This window comes from Desulfomicrobium norvegicum (assembly GCF_900114595.1).
Classification (GTDB): Bacteria; Desulfobacterota; Desulfovibrionia; order Desulfovibrionales; family Desulfomicrobiaceae; genus Desulfomicrobium; species Desulfomicrobium macestii.
Genome location: NZ_FOTO01000003.1, coordinates 94719 through 110670 on the forward strand (window position 1 = coordinate 94719; position 15952 = coordinate 110670).

The following is a 15952-nucleotide window of genomic DNA, read 5'->3' on the forward strand; positions in this document are numbered from 1 at the left end:
CCTACTCCAGATTCTGGATCTGCTCTCTGCATTTTTCGAGTTCGGCCTTGAAGGTCACCACCAGCTGGCTGATGCTCGTGTTCTGGCTCTTGTTGCCGCAGGTGTTGATTTCGCGGAAGCACTCCTGGACCATGAAGTCGAGCTTGCGGCCCACGGGTTCGGTCTGGTTGAAGTACCCGTCGATGCCCTTGAGATGAATCTCAAGGCGCGTCAGCTCCTCGGACACATCGACCCGGTCGGAGATGGTGGCCAGTTCCTGCAGCATGCGGTCCGGATCTATCTGGGCGCCGCTGTCGAGGAGCAGCTTGGCGACCCGCTCCTGCAGCAGGGCGAATCGTTCCGGTGCGGTCTGGGCCGCAAGGACGCGGATTTCCTCCACCAGCACGGTCAGGCGCGCAAAGCGCACGCGCAGATCCTCCTCCAGGGCCAGACCTTCCCGGACCCGCGCTTCGTCCCAATCTTCAAGAGCCTTTTTCAGGGTTCCGGTCAGGCTCTCGATGAGCTGCGGGTTGTCGATGCTGCCGGAGTCCTTCCACAGGGAGGGGATGTTCAGCAGCCGGTTCAGGTCCGGTGTGTGCGGGATCTGCATCGACGTGGCCAGGCGCTCAAGCTCCTGGAGCATGGAGGCCGCCATGGTCCTGTCCAGGCTCAGGGACTGCAATTCGGGGTTGTTGATCTTGAGTCCGAGAAAAAGCTCCACTCCGCCCCGGTTGGCGACAGCGCGAACCTCGTTCTCCCAGGTTTTCTGGTGGGCGTAGAGGGTGGGTGGAATCTTCCACTTCAGGTCCAGGTGGCGGTTGTTGAGACTGCGGATCTCCCAGGACAGGGTCCAACCTTCCTCCTGGGTTCCGGCGCGGCCGTAGCCGGTCATACTTTTGGGCATGGCGTATCCTCTGATGATGTTAAATGCTTGAGGGAGTCCCTGTACATGTCCCGAATGCGGGTCAGGTGCTTTTTGACCTCGGGCGCGGCGTAGTCCGGGAAGGTCCAGGGGAGGTCACACCAGTCTCCCTGTTGAAAGATGAGAGTCAGATCGGCCCAGATTCCCAATGACAGGTACACCCGGTGCGTGAAATTCTTGCCCGTGGCCAGAACCAGGCGTTCCTGGGTGATGTAGCCCGGATCGAGGTTGAAAAGCCTCCTGCCGTCATGCGCCCAGCGAGTCTCCAGCCTGTTGGTGCCCAGCTTGATTTCGGCCAGGCCGTCGAGGGGCAGGGGGCGTTCAAAGGACAGGATGTAACGGAAAATGGGCGTTCCCAGCTCCGAATCGTAATAGCTGGTCCGGTTGAAGGGGATGGGCTGCGACTCGTAATCGATGCGGCCCATGATCTCTTCAAGGCAGGGGCGAAGCTCCGGCCAGACCTCGTCACGGCGGGCGCTCAGCACAGACAGGAAGGCGCGGCCCGGCAAGGGTGGTGTCGGGATGCTCACGCTCCCTCCCGCTGCTCTCGGGCAAGCTTGGCCGTTAGTCCCGAAGAGGTCAATCCCGTCGGGACGACGCGCAAAAGCTCCCGGGCCCGGGAGGGCGCGTCGCTGACCGCGCACTCGACATAGAATTCGTTCATGCCCGTGCCGCCGTCTTCCAGAGCCACGTCCATGGCCGGGAGTTTGAGCAGTTCGAGCAGAAAATCAGCGCGTTTGAGGGACACCTCCCGGCGCAGGGCCTTGGCCCTCTCCCGGCGAATGTGGCCGGGCACGGAGCCCTTGAAGTCCACGGCCGGGGTGCCCGGGCGCTCGGAATAGGGGAAGACGTGGGCGTAGGAGAGGGGCAGGCGCCGCACGACCTCAAGGGTTTCGTCCGCGTGCTCCCCGGTCTCGCCGGGAAAGCCCGCGATGAGGTCCGCGCCAAGGCCGAAGACCGGCCAGATTTCACGCAGGTCTCGCAGAAAATCGAATATCTGTTCCGGCCCGTAGTGCCCCCTGCCCATGCGTCGCAGCACTTCCCGGCTGCCGCTCTGCAGGGAGATGTGCAGGTGCGGAGTCATGAGGCGGCTTTGCGCCAGGGTGGAGAGCGCCTTGGCGTTCAGGTCCCCCGGTTCCAGGGAGCCCAGCCGCAGCCGGGCCCGGCCTGCCCAGCGGGGCGACAGGGCCTGGTCCACCGCGGTCAAGAGATCCCAGAAATCCTCTTTTGCGGGCAGATCCCGGCCGTAGTGGCGCAGGTTGATGCCGCACAGGGATATTTCGCGGATGCCGGAGTCAAGCAGGCGCGACGCTTCGCTTATGATCTCTTCGGCAGGGCGGCTGACGGAGCGCCCGCGCGTGGTGGGGATGATGCAGTAGGTGCAGCCGTGGGAACAGCCGTCCTGGACCTTGATCACGCCCCGGGCGCGGTTGTAGCCGGAGATGGCCAGCGCGGGAAAGGGGGCTTTTGTCTGGTTCGGGCTGCCAAGCAGGGTCTTGTCTTTCTGGGCGATGATCTCGTCGACGGCGTCCATGGCCAGGATGCGCTCCCGGTCGGCCTCCACGGCGCAGCCCGCCACGACAATCCACGGCTTGGGACTGGCCGAGGCAAGGCTCCGGACCAGCTTGGCCAGATCGAGCACCGCGCGTTCGGTCACGGCGCAGCTGTTGATGAGCACGATGTCGGCCAGGGACGGGTCGTCGGTTTCCATCAGTCCGTCCGCTACAAGGGCTTCGCGGATGGCCTGGGATTCGTACTGGTTGACCTTGCAGCCCTGGGTGGTCAGAAAAAATAGCTGTCCGGGTTCACGCCGCATGGATTGCCTCCTGGATCACGCCGCCGGCCAGGACCTGTCCTTCCGGCGAATACACGGCCGCCACCTGCCCGGGAGTGGGAATGGCCCGCGGCCCGGGGAAGGCGATGGTCATGCCCGATTGGTCCACGGCCACGTGCGCCGGTTCGGGGCGCTGGCGGTAGATGGTCTGCACGAGAACCTCATGGGGCCAGAGTTCTGGCGGCAGGAGCAGGTTGGGGATGCCCGTGCGGCAGCCGGACGACATGGCTTCTGCTTTGGGGCCGACGAGAAGCCGGTTGTGCGCGAAGTCCTTGCCCGTCACGTAGAGGGGTTCGCTGTAGGCGATGCCGAGCCCCTTGCGCTGCCCGAGGGTGTGGTTCCAGAGGCCCGCGTGGCGGCCCAGGACCGTGCCGTCGGCCAGCGTGATGGGGCCGGGCCCGCCGAGCCGGACGTTTCTTTCCCGCAGAAAGTCCCTGTAATCAGTGGGAATGAAGCACACCTCCTGGCTTTCCCGTCCGGCCGGGGGATTCATGTCGCGCTCGGCCAGGGCCAGGCGCACGGCGTTCTTGGTCCAGCCGGACAGTGGGAAGAGGACGTGTTCGAAGCGCTTCCGGGGCACCCTGGACAGGAAATAGCTCTGATCCTTGTCCGCATCGAGTCCCCTGTACAGGGCCGGGCCCTGCGGGGTGTGCAGCAGGCGGGCATAGTGGCCCGTAGCCAGCCGATCCGCGCCCAGTTCCCGCGCCCTGTCCAGCAGCAGGCCGAATTTTATGGCCGGATTGCAGGTCGCGCAGGGGTTGGGGGTCAGCCCGGACTGATAGGCGCGAACAAAGGGGACGATGACCAGTTCCTCGAATTCGCGCCGCAGGTCCACCAGATGAAAGGGCACGGCAAGGGTGGCGCACAGATCGCGCAGCCGTTCGTGCAGGGCTTCGTCGTCCGCGCCCAGAAAACGGGCGTGCACTCCCATGACCTCGGCCCCGGTTTCCCGGAGCAGAAGCAGGCTCATGAGGGAATCGGCCCCTCCGCTCAGTGCGATCGCGGTTTTGTGCATGTAAAAAAAGGCCGGAAGATCCGGCCCGGGTTAAGCAAGTGGCGGTTCGGGCAGCTTTGGCAGATGCGTTTCCAGAGTCTGGGCCGCACTCAAAAGGCCAGCTTCTTCCATGTTGCCGGCGAAGAGTTGCAGGCCGACCGGCATGCCGGTGTCCTTCCCGAGCCCGACGGGCAGGGAGAGCCCCGGCAATCCGCTCAGGTTCAGGGAGATGGTGAAGATGTCCGTCAGGTACATCTGCAGCGGATCGGAGGTGTTTTCTCCGATGGCGAAGGCCGTGGTCGGACAGGCCGGACCGCAGATCAGGTCGCACTGGCCGAGAGCGTTCAGGAAATCCTGGCGGATCAGGCGCCGGACCTGGGCTGCCTTCCTGTAGTAGGCGTCGTAGTATCCGGCCGAGAGCACGTAGGTGCCGAGCATGATGCGGCGCATGACCTCTTCTCCGAAGCCTTCGGAGCGGGAGCGGGTGTACATGGTCGCAAGGTCCTGGGTCTGGCTGCTGCGGCGGCCGTAGCGCACCCCGTCGAAGCGAGCCAGGTTGGAGCTGGCTTCGGCCATGGCCAGGATGTAGTAGGTGGCGATGGCGTATTCGGTGTGCGGCAGCGACACGGGCACGATCTCGGCGCCCAGGGAGGCGGCCAGTTCGACGGCGCTTCGACAGGCCGCGTCCACCTCGGCCGAAAGGCCCTCGCCCCAGTACTGCTCGGGCAGTCCCAGGCGCAGGCCCTTCAGGGATTCGCCCCGGCCCATGGCTGCAAGATAGTCGGGCACCGGCGCGTTGACGCTGGTGGAGTCCTTGGGATCGTGACCGGCGATGACCTGCAGGATTTCCGCCGCATCGGCCACGGTGCGGGTCATGGGACCGGCCTGGTCCAGGGAGGAGCCGTAGGCGATGAGGCCGCGCCGCGAGACGCGCCCGTAGCTGGGTTTCAGGCCCACGATGCCGCAGAAGCTGGCGGGCTGGCGGATGGAGCCGCCCGTGTCCGTTCCGATGGAGGCGAAACATTGCCCCGCCGCCACGCTGGCCGCCGAGCCGCCGCTGGAGCCGCCCGGAACCCGTGACGTGTCCCAGGGATTCTTGGTGACCTTGAAGGCGGAATTCTCCGTGGACGAGCCCATGGCGAATTCGTCCATGTTGGCTTTGCCGAGGATGATGGCCCCGGCGTCTTTAAGTCTGGTCACGCAGTCGGCGTCGTAGACCGGAACGAAGTTTTCGAGAATCCTGGAGCCGCAGGTGGTGGGCATGCCCACGGTAGCCAGGACATCCTTTATGATGACGGGCACTCCCCACAGGGGCCTGGCTGCGTCCGGTCCTTTTTTGTCCATGGCTTCGGCCTGGCTCAGGGCTTCTTCCCCGGAGACGTGCAGGAGGGCTTCAAGCCGTGGCTCGGTCGCGGCGATGCGCTCCAGGCAGGAGGCGGTCGCCTCCTGGGCGGTGACTTCACCCGCGCGCAGGAGATCGCGGACCTCGGTCAGGGAATGATGGAAAAGCTGTGACATGAAAAATTTCCTCTTGGAGCTGTTCGGAAATGCGCCGCCGATCAGACGATGCGCGGCACGATGAAGTATTCGCCGTCGGTCTCGGGAGCGTTGCGCAGGATCTCGGTGCGTTCGAAATCCTTGCGGACTTCGTCCTCGCGCAGGAAGCCGGGCTGCTCGACGGGGGTGTACATGGGCTCGATGCTGCTGGTGTCCAGTTCGTTCAGCTTGTCCATGTAGCCAAGAATGTCATCCATCTGGACGCTGAGGCCGGCGGCCTGCTCGGGGCTGATTTCGAGCCGGGACAGGGTGGCGATGGCCAGGGCTTTTTCAGGGCTTATTTTCATGCTCATCCTTGCTGCTTCTTGTTTTGAAGTTGGATCCGGCGTTCTTCGCGGCGGATCTGCCTTTGCTCCCTGGCCTGACGAATCTTGTCCATGTCCGCCCGGATCATGCCCGAGCGTGTTGGCTGGAACAGGAACAGGTCCTGGGAAGCCTGGCCTGCGTCCCAATGCATGGGCGCCAGGGTCCAGGGCATGCGGCTGGCGGCTTCGGCCAGCGCCTGATTGAAGGCCGAGACGGAGCTTTGGCCTCCTCCGAGCAGGGCGGTGAAGCGCACGAAGTCGTATCCCAGTGCCGCCCACATGTCCGCCTCTTCCCCGCCGCTCTCTTCCATGCCGCGTTTCAGGCTCTGGGCGCTCTGCGAGGCAAGGTCCGTGCTCCAGGCTCCGGGAAAGAGCGTCAGATCGAAGTATTGCGTTTCCAGGTTGGACTCGTTCAGACTCTGCCCCCACAGTTGCGGTCCCAGGAAAATGAGCCGCGTCTCTTCGTAATAATGGAAGAGCGGGGCCAGCTGCTGCACGCGAAAAAGGGAATCGGGCAGGAAAACCGCCTGAAAGGGAGGTTCGGGATTCAGGGTGTCCTTGGCTCCGCTGGCGCCCAGAATGGCGGCCACTGCCTTGCCCCAGGTCGGCGGATTCTGGATGTCGTAGCCTCTGGTCGTGGCTATGCGCGCGCCCAGAATTCCGGCCTGCTCGCGAAAAATGTCCGCCATGGCCGTGCCGAACCGGTCCTGGGGGTGCAGGATCGCGTAGGACGTGATTCCCAGCTGCTCGCAGCCCCGGATGACGGCCCGGACCTGGTCGGCGGGGGTGCTGAAGAAACGCCAGGCCTCCTTGCCCTCGTCTTCGACGCTGGGCATAAAGGTCAGGAATCTGGATGTGCGGTGCAGGCCCGCCAGACGGATCTGGCCCCAGATTTCCTTGCGCAGCGGTCCGCCGATGATGGGCACGCCGCTCACGGCGCGCAGTTCCTCCAGAAAGGTCGGAGATTCGGTGTTGATGAGCTTGATCGCCGGAGCCTCGGTCTGGGCCCGGCTTTCGCGCCAGGCCGTGTCTGCTCCCTTGGCGATCTTCCAGCCTACCTGCGAGTAGGGGCCGGAAAGGGGCAGGAGCAGGACCAGACTCTGTCTGACCACGCCCATTTGCTGCTCCAGGGCACGCAGTTGGGCGGCAAAGAACTCCTTGTTGGCAAGACCTCCGCCGCGCACGATGGTGGACAGGCTGGGCCAGACGGCCGGCCAGTTGTCCCTGTCCTGCGTCAGAAGTTTCATGCTCCGCGCCCAGACCACCATGGACCAGGGATAGACGCTCGGGTCGGCGTCCAGGGCGCCGGCCAGGATCTTGTGCAGCTCATCTGCCTGCAAGGATTCCGCCCGGCGCAGGGCGTCTGCTTCCAGCGCGCTCTTGGTTCCGTCGTCGGGAGCGGCCTTGTAGATAAAGCTCATGGTGTCAAAGGCCAGCCCGTATTCGGGGATGGCCCAGAAATGGTCGACAAGCTCCATCCCGGCCGCCTCGCGCGTGGTCCAGTCAAGGTCGGTGCGACCGGCGAGGTCGATGAGGTAGCCGACATAGGCGTCCTTGCCCTTGCGCGCCAGGAGAAGCTGAGCGTTGGCCTGGTTCCAGTCCCAGGAGGACGTGGCGGTTTTGTTTTCCGCCTGCCAGGCTTGCAGGTTCTTTTCCGCCAAATCGTATTCCCCGAGCTGCACCGCGCTGCCGACGGTATTGCGCCAGGCCTCGCTTCGGCCGGGATCGCCCACGCGGCTTGTCTCAAGATATTTGGTGTAGCGCTGGAGAGCTTTCTGCGGGTCCGCCGCCTTGTGTCCGGGCAGCCCGGAGGCGGGCTTTGCGCCTGGAGTGGAGTACACGATTTTCTTGGCGCAGGAGGCGGAGCCGAGAAGCAGGGCCAAGATGAGGATGCAGGAATAAAGTGGTCGGATTTTCATAAGGTATGGAGCCTGACACGGGTCTGACGGGGTGTCCCGGTTGAATAAAAAAAAGCCTGGCCCCGTCAAGGGCCAGGCGTGGAGTATAGGGACCGGCAAATTGCCGTGTCAAGCCAATGCTTGCCGTGCTTCGTACTTACTTTTTCACTTCCGTGTAGTCGGCGTCCACCACGTCTTCGTCGTCGTTTTTGGCGCCCCCGCCCTGTCCGGCGTCCTGCGGGCCTTCATGGGCTCCGGCGTCGGTCTTCTGGGCGTAGAGCTTTTCGGCCAGCTTGTGCGAGGCCTGGGCCAGTTCGTCCATGGATTTCTGGATGGCGTCGGTGTCTTCGCTCTGCAGGACGCTCTTCAGGGCCTCGGCCTTGCCTTCGATGTCCGCCTTCATGGCTGCGTCGATGTTCTCGCCCAGATCGCGGATGGATTTCTCCGTGGTGTAGATCAGGGTGTCGGCGCTGTTGCGGACTTCGATGAGCTTCTGCTTCTTCTTGTCCTCTTCGGCGTTGGCTTCAGCTTCCTTGACCAGACGCTCGATGTCGGCGTCGCTCAGGCCGCTACTGGCCGTGATGCGGATGGACTGTTCCTTGCCCGTGCCCAGATCCTTGGCCGAGACGTTGACGATGCCATTGGCGTCGATGTCGAAGGTGACCTCGACCTGCGGCACACCGCGGGGAGCGGCCGGGATGCCGGTCAGCTCAAAGCGGCCCAGGGTCATGTTGTCGGAGCACATGGGACGCTCGCCCTGCAGCACGTGAATGGACACGGACGGCTGGTTGTCGGCGGCCGTGGTGAAGGTGTTGCTCTTGCGGGTCGGGATGGTCGTGTTGCGATCGATGAGCTTGGTGAACACGCCGCCCAGGGTCTCGATGCCCAGCGACAGCGGGGTCACGTCGAGGAGCAGCACGTCCTTCACGTCGCCGGCCAGGATGCCGCCCTGGATAGCCGCGCCCATGGCCACGACTTCATCGGGGTTCACGCTGCGGTTGGGCTCCTTGCCGAAGAATTCGCCGACCTTCTTCTGCACCAGCGGCATGCGGGTCATGCCGCCGACCAGGATGACTTCGTTGATGTCGCCGGTCTTGAGGCCCGCGTCGGCCAGGGCCTTGCGACAGGGCTCGATGGTGCGGCCTACCAGCGCTTCGCACAGGGATTCCAGCTTGGCGCGGGACAGCTTCATGGTCATGTGCTTGGGACCGTTCTGATCGGCGGTGATGAAGGGCAGGTTGATGTCCGTCTCCATGGAGGAGGACAGGTCCTTCTTGGCCTTTTCGGCGGCTTCCTTCAGACGCTGCAGGGCCATCTTGTCCTTGGACAGATCTATGCCGTTTTCCTTTTTGAACTCTGCCACCAGGTAGGTGATGATCTCGTGGTCGAAATCCTCGCCGCCCAGGAAGGTGTCGCCGTTGGTGGCGCGCACTTCGACCACGTTGTCACCCACTTCGAGGATGGAGATGTCGAACGTGCCGCCGCCGAGGTCGAACACGGCGATTTTCTCGTTGGCCTTCTTGTCGGAGCCGTAGGCCAGGGAGGCGGCGGTGGGCTCGTTGATGATGCGCTTCACTTCGAGGCCGGCGATGCGGCCGGCGTCCTTGGTGGCCTGACGCTGGGAGTCATTGAAATAGGCCGGGACGGTGATGACCGCTTCGGTCACGGTCTCGCCCAGGTAGGTTTCGGCGTCTTTTTTCAGGCGCTGCAGGATGAGCGCGGAGATTTCGGCCGGACTGTACTTCTTGTCTCCGATTTCCACGTAGGCGTCATTGTTGGCTCCGGCCACGATCTTGTAGGGGCTCTTGGCGATCCAGCTCTTGAGCTTGGGATCGTCGATCTGGCGGCCCATGAGACGCTTGACCGCGAAAATGGTCTTGTCGGAGTTGGTGACAGCCTGGCGCTTGGCGATCTCACCCACCAGACGATCCTGATCGGTGAACGCCACAATGGAAGGAGTCGTGCGCCCGCCTTCGGGATTAGTGATGCATTTGGCTTCCTTGCCTTCCATGACATAGACACAGCTGTTGGTCGTACCCAAATCTATTCCGATAATCTTACCCATTGTGGTCTCCTCTGCGGTATTTGAAATAATTATGTAAAAATCGGGCACAAATTAACGCCTAAAAATTGCTTGTAAAGGGCAGGGGCGGCATTTTTTTTGGACCGAAGGGTTCGCGGGCGTGAAAGGGCGCGCGTTCTGGAAGATGTTCAAGGGGGCGAAAGTGGGCGCGTGGGCGGCACGTGAAAAGGCCCCTGCCGCGCATTGCGGCAGGAGCCTTGATTTGGATCGTTCAGGCCGGATGGATCAAAGGCCTTTTTGCGCCATGAGATGAGCCAAGTCGGCCACGCGGCAGGAATAGCCCCACTCGTTGTCGTACCAGATCAGCACCTTGGCCAGGTTCCCGGCCTGGACCGTGGTGAAGTCCGCGTCCACCACGCCCGAATGCGGGTCGGCGATGAAGTCCGAGGAGACCAGGGCCTCTTCGGCGTAGCCGAGTATGCCCTTGAGTTCATTTTCGGAGGCTTCCTTGAAAGCGGCCTTAAGCTCCTCGGCCGTCGTGTCGCGTTCGAGCACGGCCACGAAATCCACCAGGGACACCGCAGGCACGGGCACGCGCACCGAATAGCCGTCAAAGCGCCCGGCCATCTCGGGGATGACCTTGGCCACGGCCTTGGCCGCGCCGGTCGAGGTCGGGATCATGTTGCAGGCGGCGGCCCTGGCCCGGCGCAGATCCTTGTGCGGCAGATCGAGGATGCGCTGGTCGTTGGTGTAGGCATGGACCGTGGTCAGCACGCCTTTGGCCACGCCGAATTTGGCATGCATGACCTTGACGGCCGGAGCCAGGCAGTTGGTCGTGCAGGAGGCGTTGGAGACGATGTGGTGGATGGCCGGATCGTACTTGTCCTCGTTCACGCCGATGACCACGGTCAGATCCTCGTCTTTGGAAGGCGCGGTGATGATGACCTTTTTGGCTCCGCTTTCAAGGTGCTGCCCTGCTGTGGGCCCGGTGCGGAAAATGCCCGTGGATTCGATGACGATGTCCACGCCGCACGACCTCCAGGGGATGAGCTTGGGATCGCGCTGGGCGAAGCTCTTTATCTGCCACTCGCCGCCCACCCGGATGGTGTCCGCGTCTGCCTCCACCGGAGCCGCAAAGTGTCCGTAGGAGGTGTCGTGACGGAGCAGGTGGGCGTTGGTCTGGGTGTCGAAGAGGTCGTTGATGGCCACGACTTCCAGGGTGTCGCGGTGGCGTTGCCAGATGGTCTTGAGCACCTGCCGGCCGATGCGTCCGAAGCCGTTTATTCCTATTCGTGTTTTTTCCATAAGGTGCTCCCTAGTCTTCAAAAACCTGGTAGTCGTAAGCGTTTATGAGTTCCATCTGGCGCTTCAATGTCTGGTGCATGCGCGCGTTTTCGATGGCGATGGCCGAAATGTTGGCGATGGCCTGCAAAAAGCCGATCTCTTCCTCGTCGAACTCGCGGCGCTCTCCCGTGTAGACCCGAAGCACTCCGATGGGGCGGCTGCCTTCAACGAAAAGCGGGGCCACCAGTACGGAAACCAGCCCTTCCTTGGCCGCTTCGCCGCCGTACTGAAAGCGCGGATCGGAGCCCGCGTCGGCAATCTGGACCACCTTGCCTGTGAAGGCCTCGCGGTCCAGGCCGCTCTTGGCCACTTCGACCACGCCCTTCTTGGCGTAGCGTTCGCTCAGGCCAAAATAGGCCGCGGGCTTCAGGACCTTGCCGCTGCGGTCGAGGAGCCGGATGAAGCATCCCTTGACGCCCATGGCCCGGGTCACCTGTTCCGCGATCCGGCTCAAGACCTCGCTCGGGTCGAGGCTTGAGTTCACAGTCCGACTGACTTCATAAATAATTTCATAGAGGCGTTTTTTACTCATGATTTCCTCCGTTCATGTCTAAAACTTCGCGAAAGCCATACATGACGAAGGCGCAAGAGAACAACACCTTTTCGCTTCTGGAACAAAATTACGAATTGAATGATCAAACAAGAGTGACTTTTTCCGCGTGTGTCTTGAGTTTTCCACATGCAGAGGATACGAGGCCCCAAAATCTTTTACAGGAGTATTTATGGAACGCACCTTTTCCATCATCAAACCCGACGCCGTCGCCCGCAACATTCAGGGCGAAATCATGGCCATGATCCAAGGCGCGGGGCTGCGCATCGTGGGCATGAAGATGATCCAGCTGACCAAATCCCAGGCCGAAGGCTTTTACGCCGTGCACAGCGAGCGTCCCTTTTTCGGCAGTCTTGTGGAGTACATGTGTTCCGGCCCGTGCGTGGTCATGTGTCTTGAAGGCGAGAACGCCGTGCAGAAGTACCGCGACCTGATGGGCGCGACCAACAAGGACAACGCCGCCGAAGGCACCATCCGCAAGAAATACGCGCTGGACATCGAAAAGAACTCCTGCCACGGTTCCGACGGTCAGGATACCGCGGCGGTCGAAATCGCATACTTCTTCAACGCACTGGAGCTGGTGGGATAATGAACAGATTCGGGTTCATCGGGCTTGGGAACATGGGCGGGGCCATCGCCAGGGGCCTGGCCTCGGGCGGAGCTTTCGCCCTGCACGGATTTGATCCCAGCGAGGGCATGTGCCGCAGGAATGCGGACATCATGACCATCCATCCGACTGCCCTGGAGCTGGCCAGGAATTCGGACTATGTCCTGCTGGCCGTCAAGCCGCAGGTCATGCGTCCGGTGCTGACCGGCTTGGTCCCGGCCCTTGGACCCGAAACCTGTCTTGTCTCCATCGCCGCCGGGGTCACCCTGGACCAGCTGGTTGAATGGTCGGGAAGGAAATGTCCCGTGGTGCGCGTCATGCCCAACACTCCGGCCATGGTCGGCAAGGGCGTGTACGCCCTGTGCTTCGACCATGAACTCCTGAACGAGGACCGCAGGCAGGCCATGCTGGACGTTTTTTCCTCCATCGGCCAGGCCCACGTGCTGCCGGAAAAGCTCTTCGACGCCTATACCGGCCTCATCGGTTCCGGCCCCGCCTACGTCTACGCCTTCATGGAAGGCCTCATCGACGCCGGCGTCACCCTGGGGCTGACACGGGCCCAGGCCACCAGCATGGTCGCGGGGCTGGTCTCGGGGTCGGCGCTCATGGCCGAGGCCGAGGGCGCCCACCCGACGCTCTTGAAGGAAATGGTCACCTCGCCCGGCGGGACGACCATCGCGGGCCTCAACGCCCTGGACGAACACCGCTTCAAGTTCGCGATCGGCCGGGCGGTCCGGGCGGCCGCCGAGCGCAGCAAGGAACTTGCGGACTAGGGCGGCCACGAGCCGCCTTTTCTATGCCGTATTCATTCCGTAGCGCACGCATCCTCGCCCAGCCCGTGACCAGGGCCGAGACTCCGGAAATAGAGGCTGTCTATGCCGGAAACAGGGAGCTGCTGCTCCTTCTGGACCGCGAAAACGATCCTCCGGTCCTGGCCCGCCGCTTTGTCGAGCACCAGAACCTGCCGCCGCGCGGCTGTCCGTCCTCCCTGCACAATCTCATTCTGCGCGAACCCATGGACAGCGATGTCATCGGGCTCTTGAGCCTGTACACCGGATATCCCAAGGGCGATGTCGCCTATGTCGGCGAACTGTTTCTGAGCGCCGAATTTCAGGGCATCGGTCTGGGCCGGGAGGCTTATCTCAGCCTTGAGGCCATGCTGCGTCCGGGGCCCATGACTCGGGTGCGGGTGGGGGTGGGGCTCAAGAACTGGAATGCCCTGAGGTTCTGGATCAGGCTTGGTTTCATGCACGTGACCGGGATGAGCGGCGACCGTTTTTTCGGCCCCGGCAGACACGCTTTCCTGGAACTGCAGAAAAATCTGTGATCCCGGACGGATCAGTCGGCGGTAATATCTTGACATGACACGGGGGGCGGGGCTAAACGCAACTCCTCGGGCGATTAACTCAGCGGTGAGAGTGCCACCTTCACACGGTGGAAGTCACAGGTTCAAATCCTGTATCGCCCACCACCGACCGCACAAACCCTTTCAGGCACCCGCCCGGAAGGGTTTTTTCGCTTATGGAGCATCCATGCAGACACCGGACGATTACGAACTTCTCGACAGTGGAAATGGACAGAAACTGGAACGCTTCGGGCCCGTAATCCTGGCCCGCCCATGCGCCCAGGCCGTATGGGAGCCTTCACTGCCCGCGCTCTGGGAGTCCGCCAGCGCCACCTTCGACCGCAAGGACGGGCTCAACTGGCACGGCCGGGAACGCCTTCCCGAGGAATGGATCGTGACCGTGCGCGGGGTGCGCATGCGTCTTTCGACCACGGATTTCGGGCACCTCGGCATTTTTCCCGAGACGCTTGATCTGTGGGAGTGGATCGCCGACGCCGTGCGGCAGGGCGCTGCCGAGCGCAGGGAGGCGCCGCGTTTTCTGAACCTCTTCGCCTATTCCGGAGGCGCGACCCTGGCGGCGGCCCTGGCCGGGGCGCAGTGCTGCCACCTCGACGCGTCAAAGGGCATGGTCGAATGGGCGCGCGGCAACGCGGCCCTGAACGGTCTTCAGGATTCGGGGACCAGGTTCATCGTTGACGATGTCGGTGCCTTCCTGAAACGCGAGGTGCGGCGCGGACGCAAATACGATTGCGTTCTTCTCGACCCGCCTTCATTCGGGCGCGGGAAGCGCGGGGAGCTCTACAAGGTCGAAAAAAACGTGCAGGAGACTCTTGATCTGGTGCGCCAGGTTTTGAGCGACGAGCCGCTTTTCGTCATCCTGACATCGCACACGCCGGGTTTTTCGCCCATCGTGCTCAGGAATCTGCTGGAGCAGACTTTTGGAAAAGGAAGGCTGGCGTGCGGAGAAATGCTTTTGCACGGCGCAGAGGAAGTTCTGGATCTGCCCAGCGGCACATGGGGACGATGGGAAGCAAAGCGCTCCGACATTTGAGATTTCAGTTTCGGGATTTGAAATCCGGTGGGCCAAGACCCCGGCTTTTGGTCACGGATCGCGGATCGCGTCAGCCCAGGTTCCACCAGCCAAGATAGCTGCCGGTGATGGTCAGGAACACGGTACACAGCAGGGCTGCGGGCAGCAGGGTGCGCAGCATGCCGCGAATGCGCGCCGGGGACCAGCTCACTCCGAGCGGCCCAAGGAAGGGCTTGTCCTTGATCTCCCCGAAGTAGCGGGTCGGACCGCCCATGCTCACTCCGGCCACGTGGGCGGCGGCGCTCATGGGCCAGCCCGCGTTGGGGCTGTCCATGCTTCGGGCGTCCCGCGCGATGCGCTCCCAGGCGGCGGGGCGCAGCAGCAGCCACCCCGTGGCCCAGATGGAGATCGCGGCCAGGCGGGCGGGCAGCCAGGCCAGGATATCGTCGGCCCGAGCCCCGGCCTTGCCGAGTTCCTCGAAGCGCTGCGTGCGGTAGCCCCACATGGAGTCCACGGTGCTCACTGCCTTGTAGGCCCACAGCGCGGCGGGACCCATGATGCAGAGCCAGAAGAGGGGAGCCACGAAGCCGTCATTGAAGTTTTCGGCCAGGGTTTCGCCCAGGGCGCGGCAGACTTCGTCCTCGGTCATGTCTTCCGTGTCCCTGCTGACCAGTCCGGCCAGATGCGCGCGGGCCGCCGCCAGCCTCCCGCCTTCGAGCAGGGCCAGAACGGTGTTTGTTTCCCGCACCAGGCAGCCAAGGGCCAGGCCCGCATAGCCAAGATACAGGGCCAGGATCTCGCCGACCAGGGGCAGTCCGGTCAGCAGCCGGACCATCAGCGCGCAGCCCAGGGCCACGGCGGCGACGCTCAGTGCTCCGCCGATGCGCGGTCCGAGGAAAAAGGATTTTGCCCAGCCTTCGAGGCGCTCAAGCAGCTTGCCGATGAGCCGCACCGGGTGCGGCCAGTCCCGAGGATCGCCGAAGAGCAGGTCCAGGGCCACGCAGCCCAGCAGAAAGACAAGCAGTGACAGGTTCAGCGGCAGATTGTAGAGCGTGTCGGGCATGCGCGTCTCCGGTGGTTACGGGGCGTCCGGCCGGTCCTCGCGCAGGTCCAGCTCCCCGGTCTGACGATAGGCCTCGTAAAGAAGCACGGCCGCGGCATTGGCAAGGTTGACGCTTCTGACCTCTCCCCAGATGGGGATGCGGATGATGTCCGTGGCGTCATGCAGGACTTCCGGGGGCAGGCCCCGGGTCTCGGGGCCGAGCACGATGATGTCGTCGGTCCTGAAGGAAAAACGGTGATAGGCCACTCCCTGGCGCGCGCTGGTGAAAACCAGCCGTCCCGGATCCCGACCCTCCAGGAAGGCGGCCCAGGACGGCCAGATGCGCTTGTCCACGTGGGGCCAGTAGTCAAGGCCCGCCCGCTTCAGGTACTTGTCGTCCAGGCTGAAGCCCAACGGCTCGATGAGATTCAGACGGGTGGTGGAGGCGGCGCAGAGCCGGGCGATGGTTCCGGTGTTGGGCGGGATTTCCGGCTCGTAAAGGGCGATTTGCATCTTGGAGTC

General features: G+C 63.2%; 16 protein-coding genes and 1 tRNA gene. 5 read left to right on the forward strand and 12 right to left on the reverse strand.

What is annotated here, in order from left to right:
• Position 1: 1 nt before the first annotated feature.
• The 10 genes from BMZ24_RS06235 to BMZ24_RS06280 all read right to left on the reverse strand — a co-directional run bounded on the left by BMZ24_RS06235 (position 2) and on the right by BMZ24_RS06280 (position 11388).
• Positions 2-883 carry a YicC/YloC family endoribonuclease gene (locus BMZ24_RS06235; protein WP_092190401.1) on the reverse strand — a complete coding sequence of 294 codons (882 nt, stop codon included), beginning with the start codon at positions 881-883 and terminating at the stop codon, positions 2-4.
• Positions 868-1431, reverse strand: a complete 564-nt coding sequence (locus BMZ24_RS06240) for a DUF4416 family protein (protein ID WP_092190403.1) — start codon at positions 1429-1431, stop codon at positions 868-870. Before BMZ24_RS06240 ends, BMZ24_RS06235 begins: the two co-directional genes overlap by 16 nt.
• Positions 1428-2717, reverse strand: coding sequence for a MiaB/RimO family radical SAM methylthiotransferase (locus tag BMZ24_RS06245; protein ID WP_092190405.1), 1290 nt, complete (start codon positions 2715-2717; stop codon positions 1428-1430). Before BMZ24_RS06245 ends, BMZ24_RS06240 begins: the two co-directional genes overlap by 4 nt.
• Entirely contained in the window at positions 2707-3750 is a 1044-nt protein-coding gene (mnmA, locus tag BMZ24_RS06250) for a tRNA 2-thiouridine(34) synthase MnmA (RefSeq protein WP_092190407.1), read from the reverse strand. Before mnmA ends, BMZ24_RS06245 begins: the two co-directional genes overlap by 11 nt.
• 30 nt (positions 3751-3780) lie before the next feature.
• The gene (gatA, locus tag BMZ24_RS06255; RefSeq protein ID WP_092190409.1) at positions 3781-5247 is read right to left on the reverse strand and encodes an Asp-tRNA(Asn)/Glu-tRNA(Gln) amidotransferase subunit GatA; all 1467 of its coding nucleotides are present in this window, start codon (positions 5245-5247) and stop codon (positions 3781-3783) included.
• 41 nt (positions 5248-5288) lie between these two features.
• A complete protein-coding gene (gatC, locus tag BMZ24_RS06260) occupies positions 5289-5573 on the reverse strand; it encodes an Asp-tRNA(Asn)/Glu-tRNA(Gln) amidotransferase subunit GatC (protein ID WP_092190411.1) in 285 nt (94 codons plus the stop codon).
• A gap of 2 nt (positions 5574-5575) precedes the next feature.
• Positions 5576-7510 (reverse strand): type 1 periplasmic-binding domain-containing protein, encoded by a 1935-nt coding sequence (locus BMZ24_RS06265; RefSeq protein ID WP_092190413.1) that lies wholly within the window; start codon positions 7508-7510, stop codon positions 5576-5578.
• 136 nt (positions 7511-7646) lie between these two features.
• The gene (gene dnaK / locus BMZ24_RS06270; RefSeq protein WP_092190415.1) at positions 7647-9554 is read right to left on the reverse strand and encodes a molecular chaperone DnaK; all 1908 of its coding nucleotides are present in this window, start codon (positions 9552-9554) and stop codon (positions 7647-7649) included.
• Positions 9555-9797: 243 nt separating this feature from the next.
• Positions 9798-10817: a type I glyceraldehyde-3-phosphate dehydrogenase gene (gene gap, locus BMZ24_RS06275; protein WP_092190417.1), complete on the reverse strand. Its 1020-nt coding sequence runs from the start codon at positions 10815-10817 to the stop codon at positions 9798-9800.
• 10 nt (positions 10818-10827) lie between these two features.
• Positions 10828-11388 carry a GAF domain-containing protein gene (locus BMZ24_RS06280; RefSeq protein ID WP_092190419.1) on the reverse strand — a complete coding sequence of 187 codons (561 nt, stop codon included), beginning with the start codon at positions 11386-11388 and terminating at the stop codon, positions 10828-10830.
• Between the two features lie 190 nt (positions 11389-11578).
• Between BMZ24_RS06280 and ndk the strand changes: the two genes are divergently transcribed.
• The 5 genes from ndk to BMZ24_RS06305 all read left to right on the forward strand — a co-directional run bounded on the left by ndk (position 11579) and on the right by BMZ24_RS06305 (position 14409).
• Positions 11579-11995 carry a nucleoside-diphosphate kinase gene (gene ndk / locus BMZ24_RS06285; RefSeq protein WP_092190421.1) on the forward strand — a complete coding sequence of 139 codons (417 nt, stop codon included), beginning with the start codon at positions 11579-11581 and terminating at the stop codon, positions 11993-11995.
• A complete protein-coding gene (proC, locus tag BMZ24_RS06290; RefSeq protein ID WP_092190423.1) occupies positions 11995-12786 on the forward strand; it encodes a pyrroline-5-carboxylate reductase in 792 nt (263 codons plus the stop codon). Before ndk ends, proC begins: the two co-directional genes overlap by 1 nt.
• 23 nt (positions 12787-12809) lie before the next feature.
• Positions 12810-13340: a GNAT family N-acetyltransferase gene (locus BMZ24_RS06295; protein ID WP_092190426.1), complete on the forward strand. Its 531-nt coding sequence runs from the start codon at positions 12810-12812 to the stop codon at positions 13338-13340.
• A gap of 68 nt (positions 13341-13408) precedes the next feature.
• Positions 13409-13484: transfer RNA gene (locus BMZ24_RS06300), tRNA-Val, on the forward strand.
• A gap of 61 nt (positions 13485-13545) precedes the next feature.
• Positions 13546-14409 carry a class I SAM-dependent methyltransferase gene (locus BMZ24_RS06305; RefSeq protein WP_092190428.1) on the forward strand — a complete coding sequence of 288 codons (864 nt, stop codon included), beginning with the start codon at positions 13546-13548 and terminating at the stop codon, positions 14407-14409.
• Positions 14410-14479: 70 nt separating this feature from the next.
• Here the strand turns inward: BMZ24_RS06305 and cbiB are convergent, their stop codons facing one another.
• Both cbiB and BMZ24_RS06315 read right to left on the reverse strand, forming a co-directional pair.
• A complete protein-coding gene (cbiB, locus tag BMZ24_RS06310; protein ID WP_092190430.1) occupies positions 14480-15451 on the reverse strand; it encodes an adenosylcobinamide-phosphate synthase CbiB in 972 nt (323 codons plus the stop codon).
• Positions 15452-15466: 15 nt separating this feature from the next.
• Positions 15467-15943: a tRNA (cytidine(34)-2'-O)-methyltransferase gene (locus BMZ24_RS06315; protein WP_092190432.1), complete on the reverse strand. Its 477-nt coding sequence runs from the start codon at positions 15941-15943 to the stop codon at positions 15467-15469.
• Positions 15944-15952 lie beyond the last annotated feature (9 nt).

Coding starts and splice junctions, on each gene's coding strand:
- BMZ24_RS06235 (WP_092190401.1), bottom strand. CDS start 883: ATGCCCAAAAGTATGACCGGCTACGGCCGCGCCGGAACCCAGGAGGAA.
- BMZ24_RS06245 (WP_092190405.1), bottom strand. CDS start 2,717: ATGCGGCGTGAACCCGGACAGCTATTTTTTCTGACCACCCAGGGCTGC.
- mnmA (WP_092190407.1), bottom strand. CDS start 3,750: ATGCACAAAACCGCGATCGCACTGAGCGGAGGGGCCGATTCCCTCATG.
- gatA (WP_092190409.1), bottom strand. CDS start 5,247: ATGTCACAGCTTTTCCATCATTCCCTGACCGAGGTCCGCGATCTCCTG.
- gatC (WP_092190411.1), bottom strand. CDS start 5,573: ATGAAAATAAGCCCTGAAAAAGCCCTGGCCATCGCCACCCTGTCCCGG.
- BMZ24_RS06265 (WP_092190413.1), bottom strand. CDS start 7,510: ATGAAAATCCGACCACTTTATTCCTGCATCCTCATCTTGGCCCTGCTT.
- dnaK (WP_092190415.1), bottom strand. CDS start 9,554: ATGGGTAAGATTATCGGAATAGATTTGGGTACGACCAACAGCTGTGTC.
- gap (WP_092190417.1), bottom strand. CDS start 10,817: ATGGAAAAAACACGAATAGGAATAAACGGCTTCGGACGCATCGGCCGG.
- BMZ24_RS06280 (WP_092190419.1), bottom strand. CDS start 11,388: ATGAGTAAAAAACGCCTCTATGAAATTATTTATGAAGTCAGTCGGACT.
- ndk (WP_092190421.1), top strand. CDS start 11,579: ATGGAACGCACCTTTTCCATCATCAAACCCGACGCCGTCGCCCGCAAC.
- proC (WP_092190423.1), top strand. CDS start 11,995: ATGAACAGATTCGGGTTCATCGGGCTTGGGAACATGGGCGGGGCCATC.
- BMZ24_RS06295 (WP_092190426.1), top strand. CDS start 12,810: ATGCCGTATTCATTCCGTAGCGCACGCATCCTCGCCCAGCCCGTGACC.
- BMZ24_RS06305 (WP_092190428.1), top strand. CDS start 13,546: ATGCAGACACCGGACGATTACGAACTTCTCGACAGTGGAAATGGACAG.
- cbiB (WP_092190430.1), bottom strand. CDS start 15,451: ATGCCCGACACGCTCTACAATCTGCCGCTGAACCTGTCACTGCTTGTC.
- BMZ24_RS06315 (WP_092190432.1), bottom strand. CDS start 15,943: ATGCAAATCGCCCTTTACGAGCCGGAAATCCCGCCCAACACCGGAACC.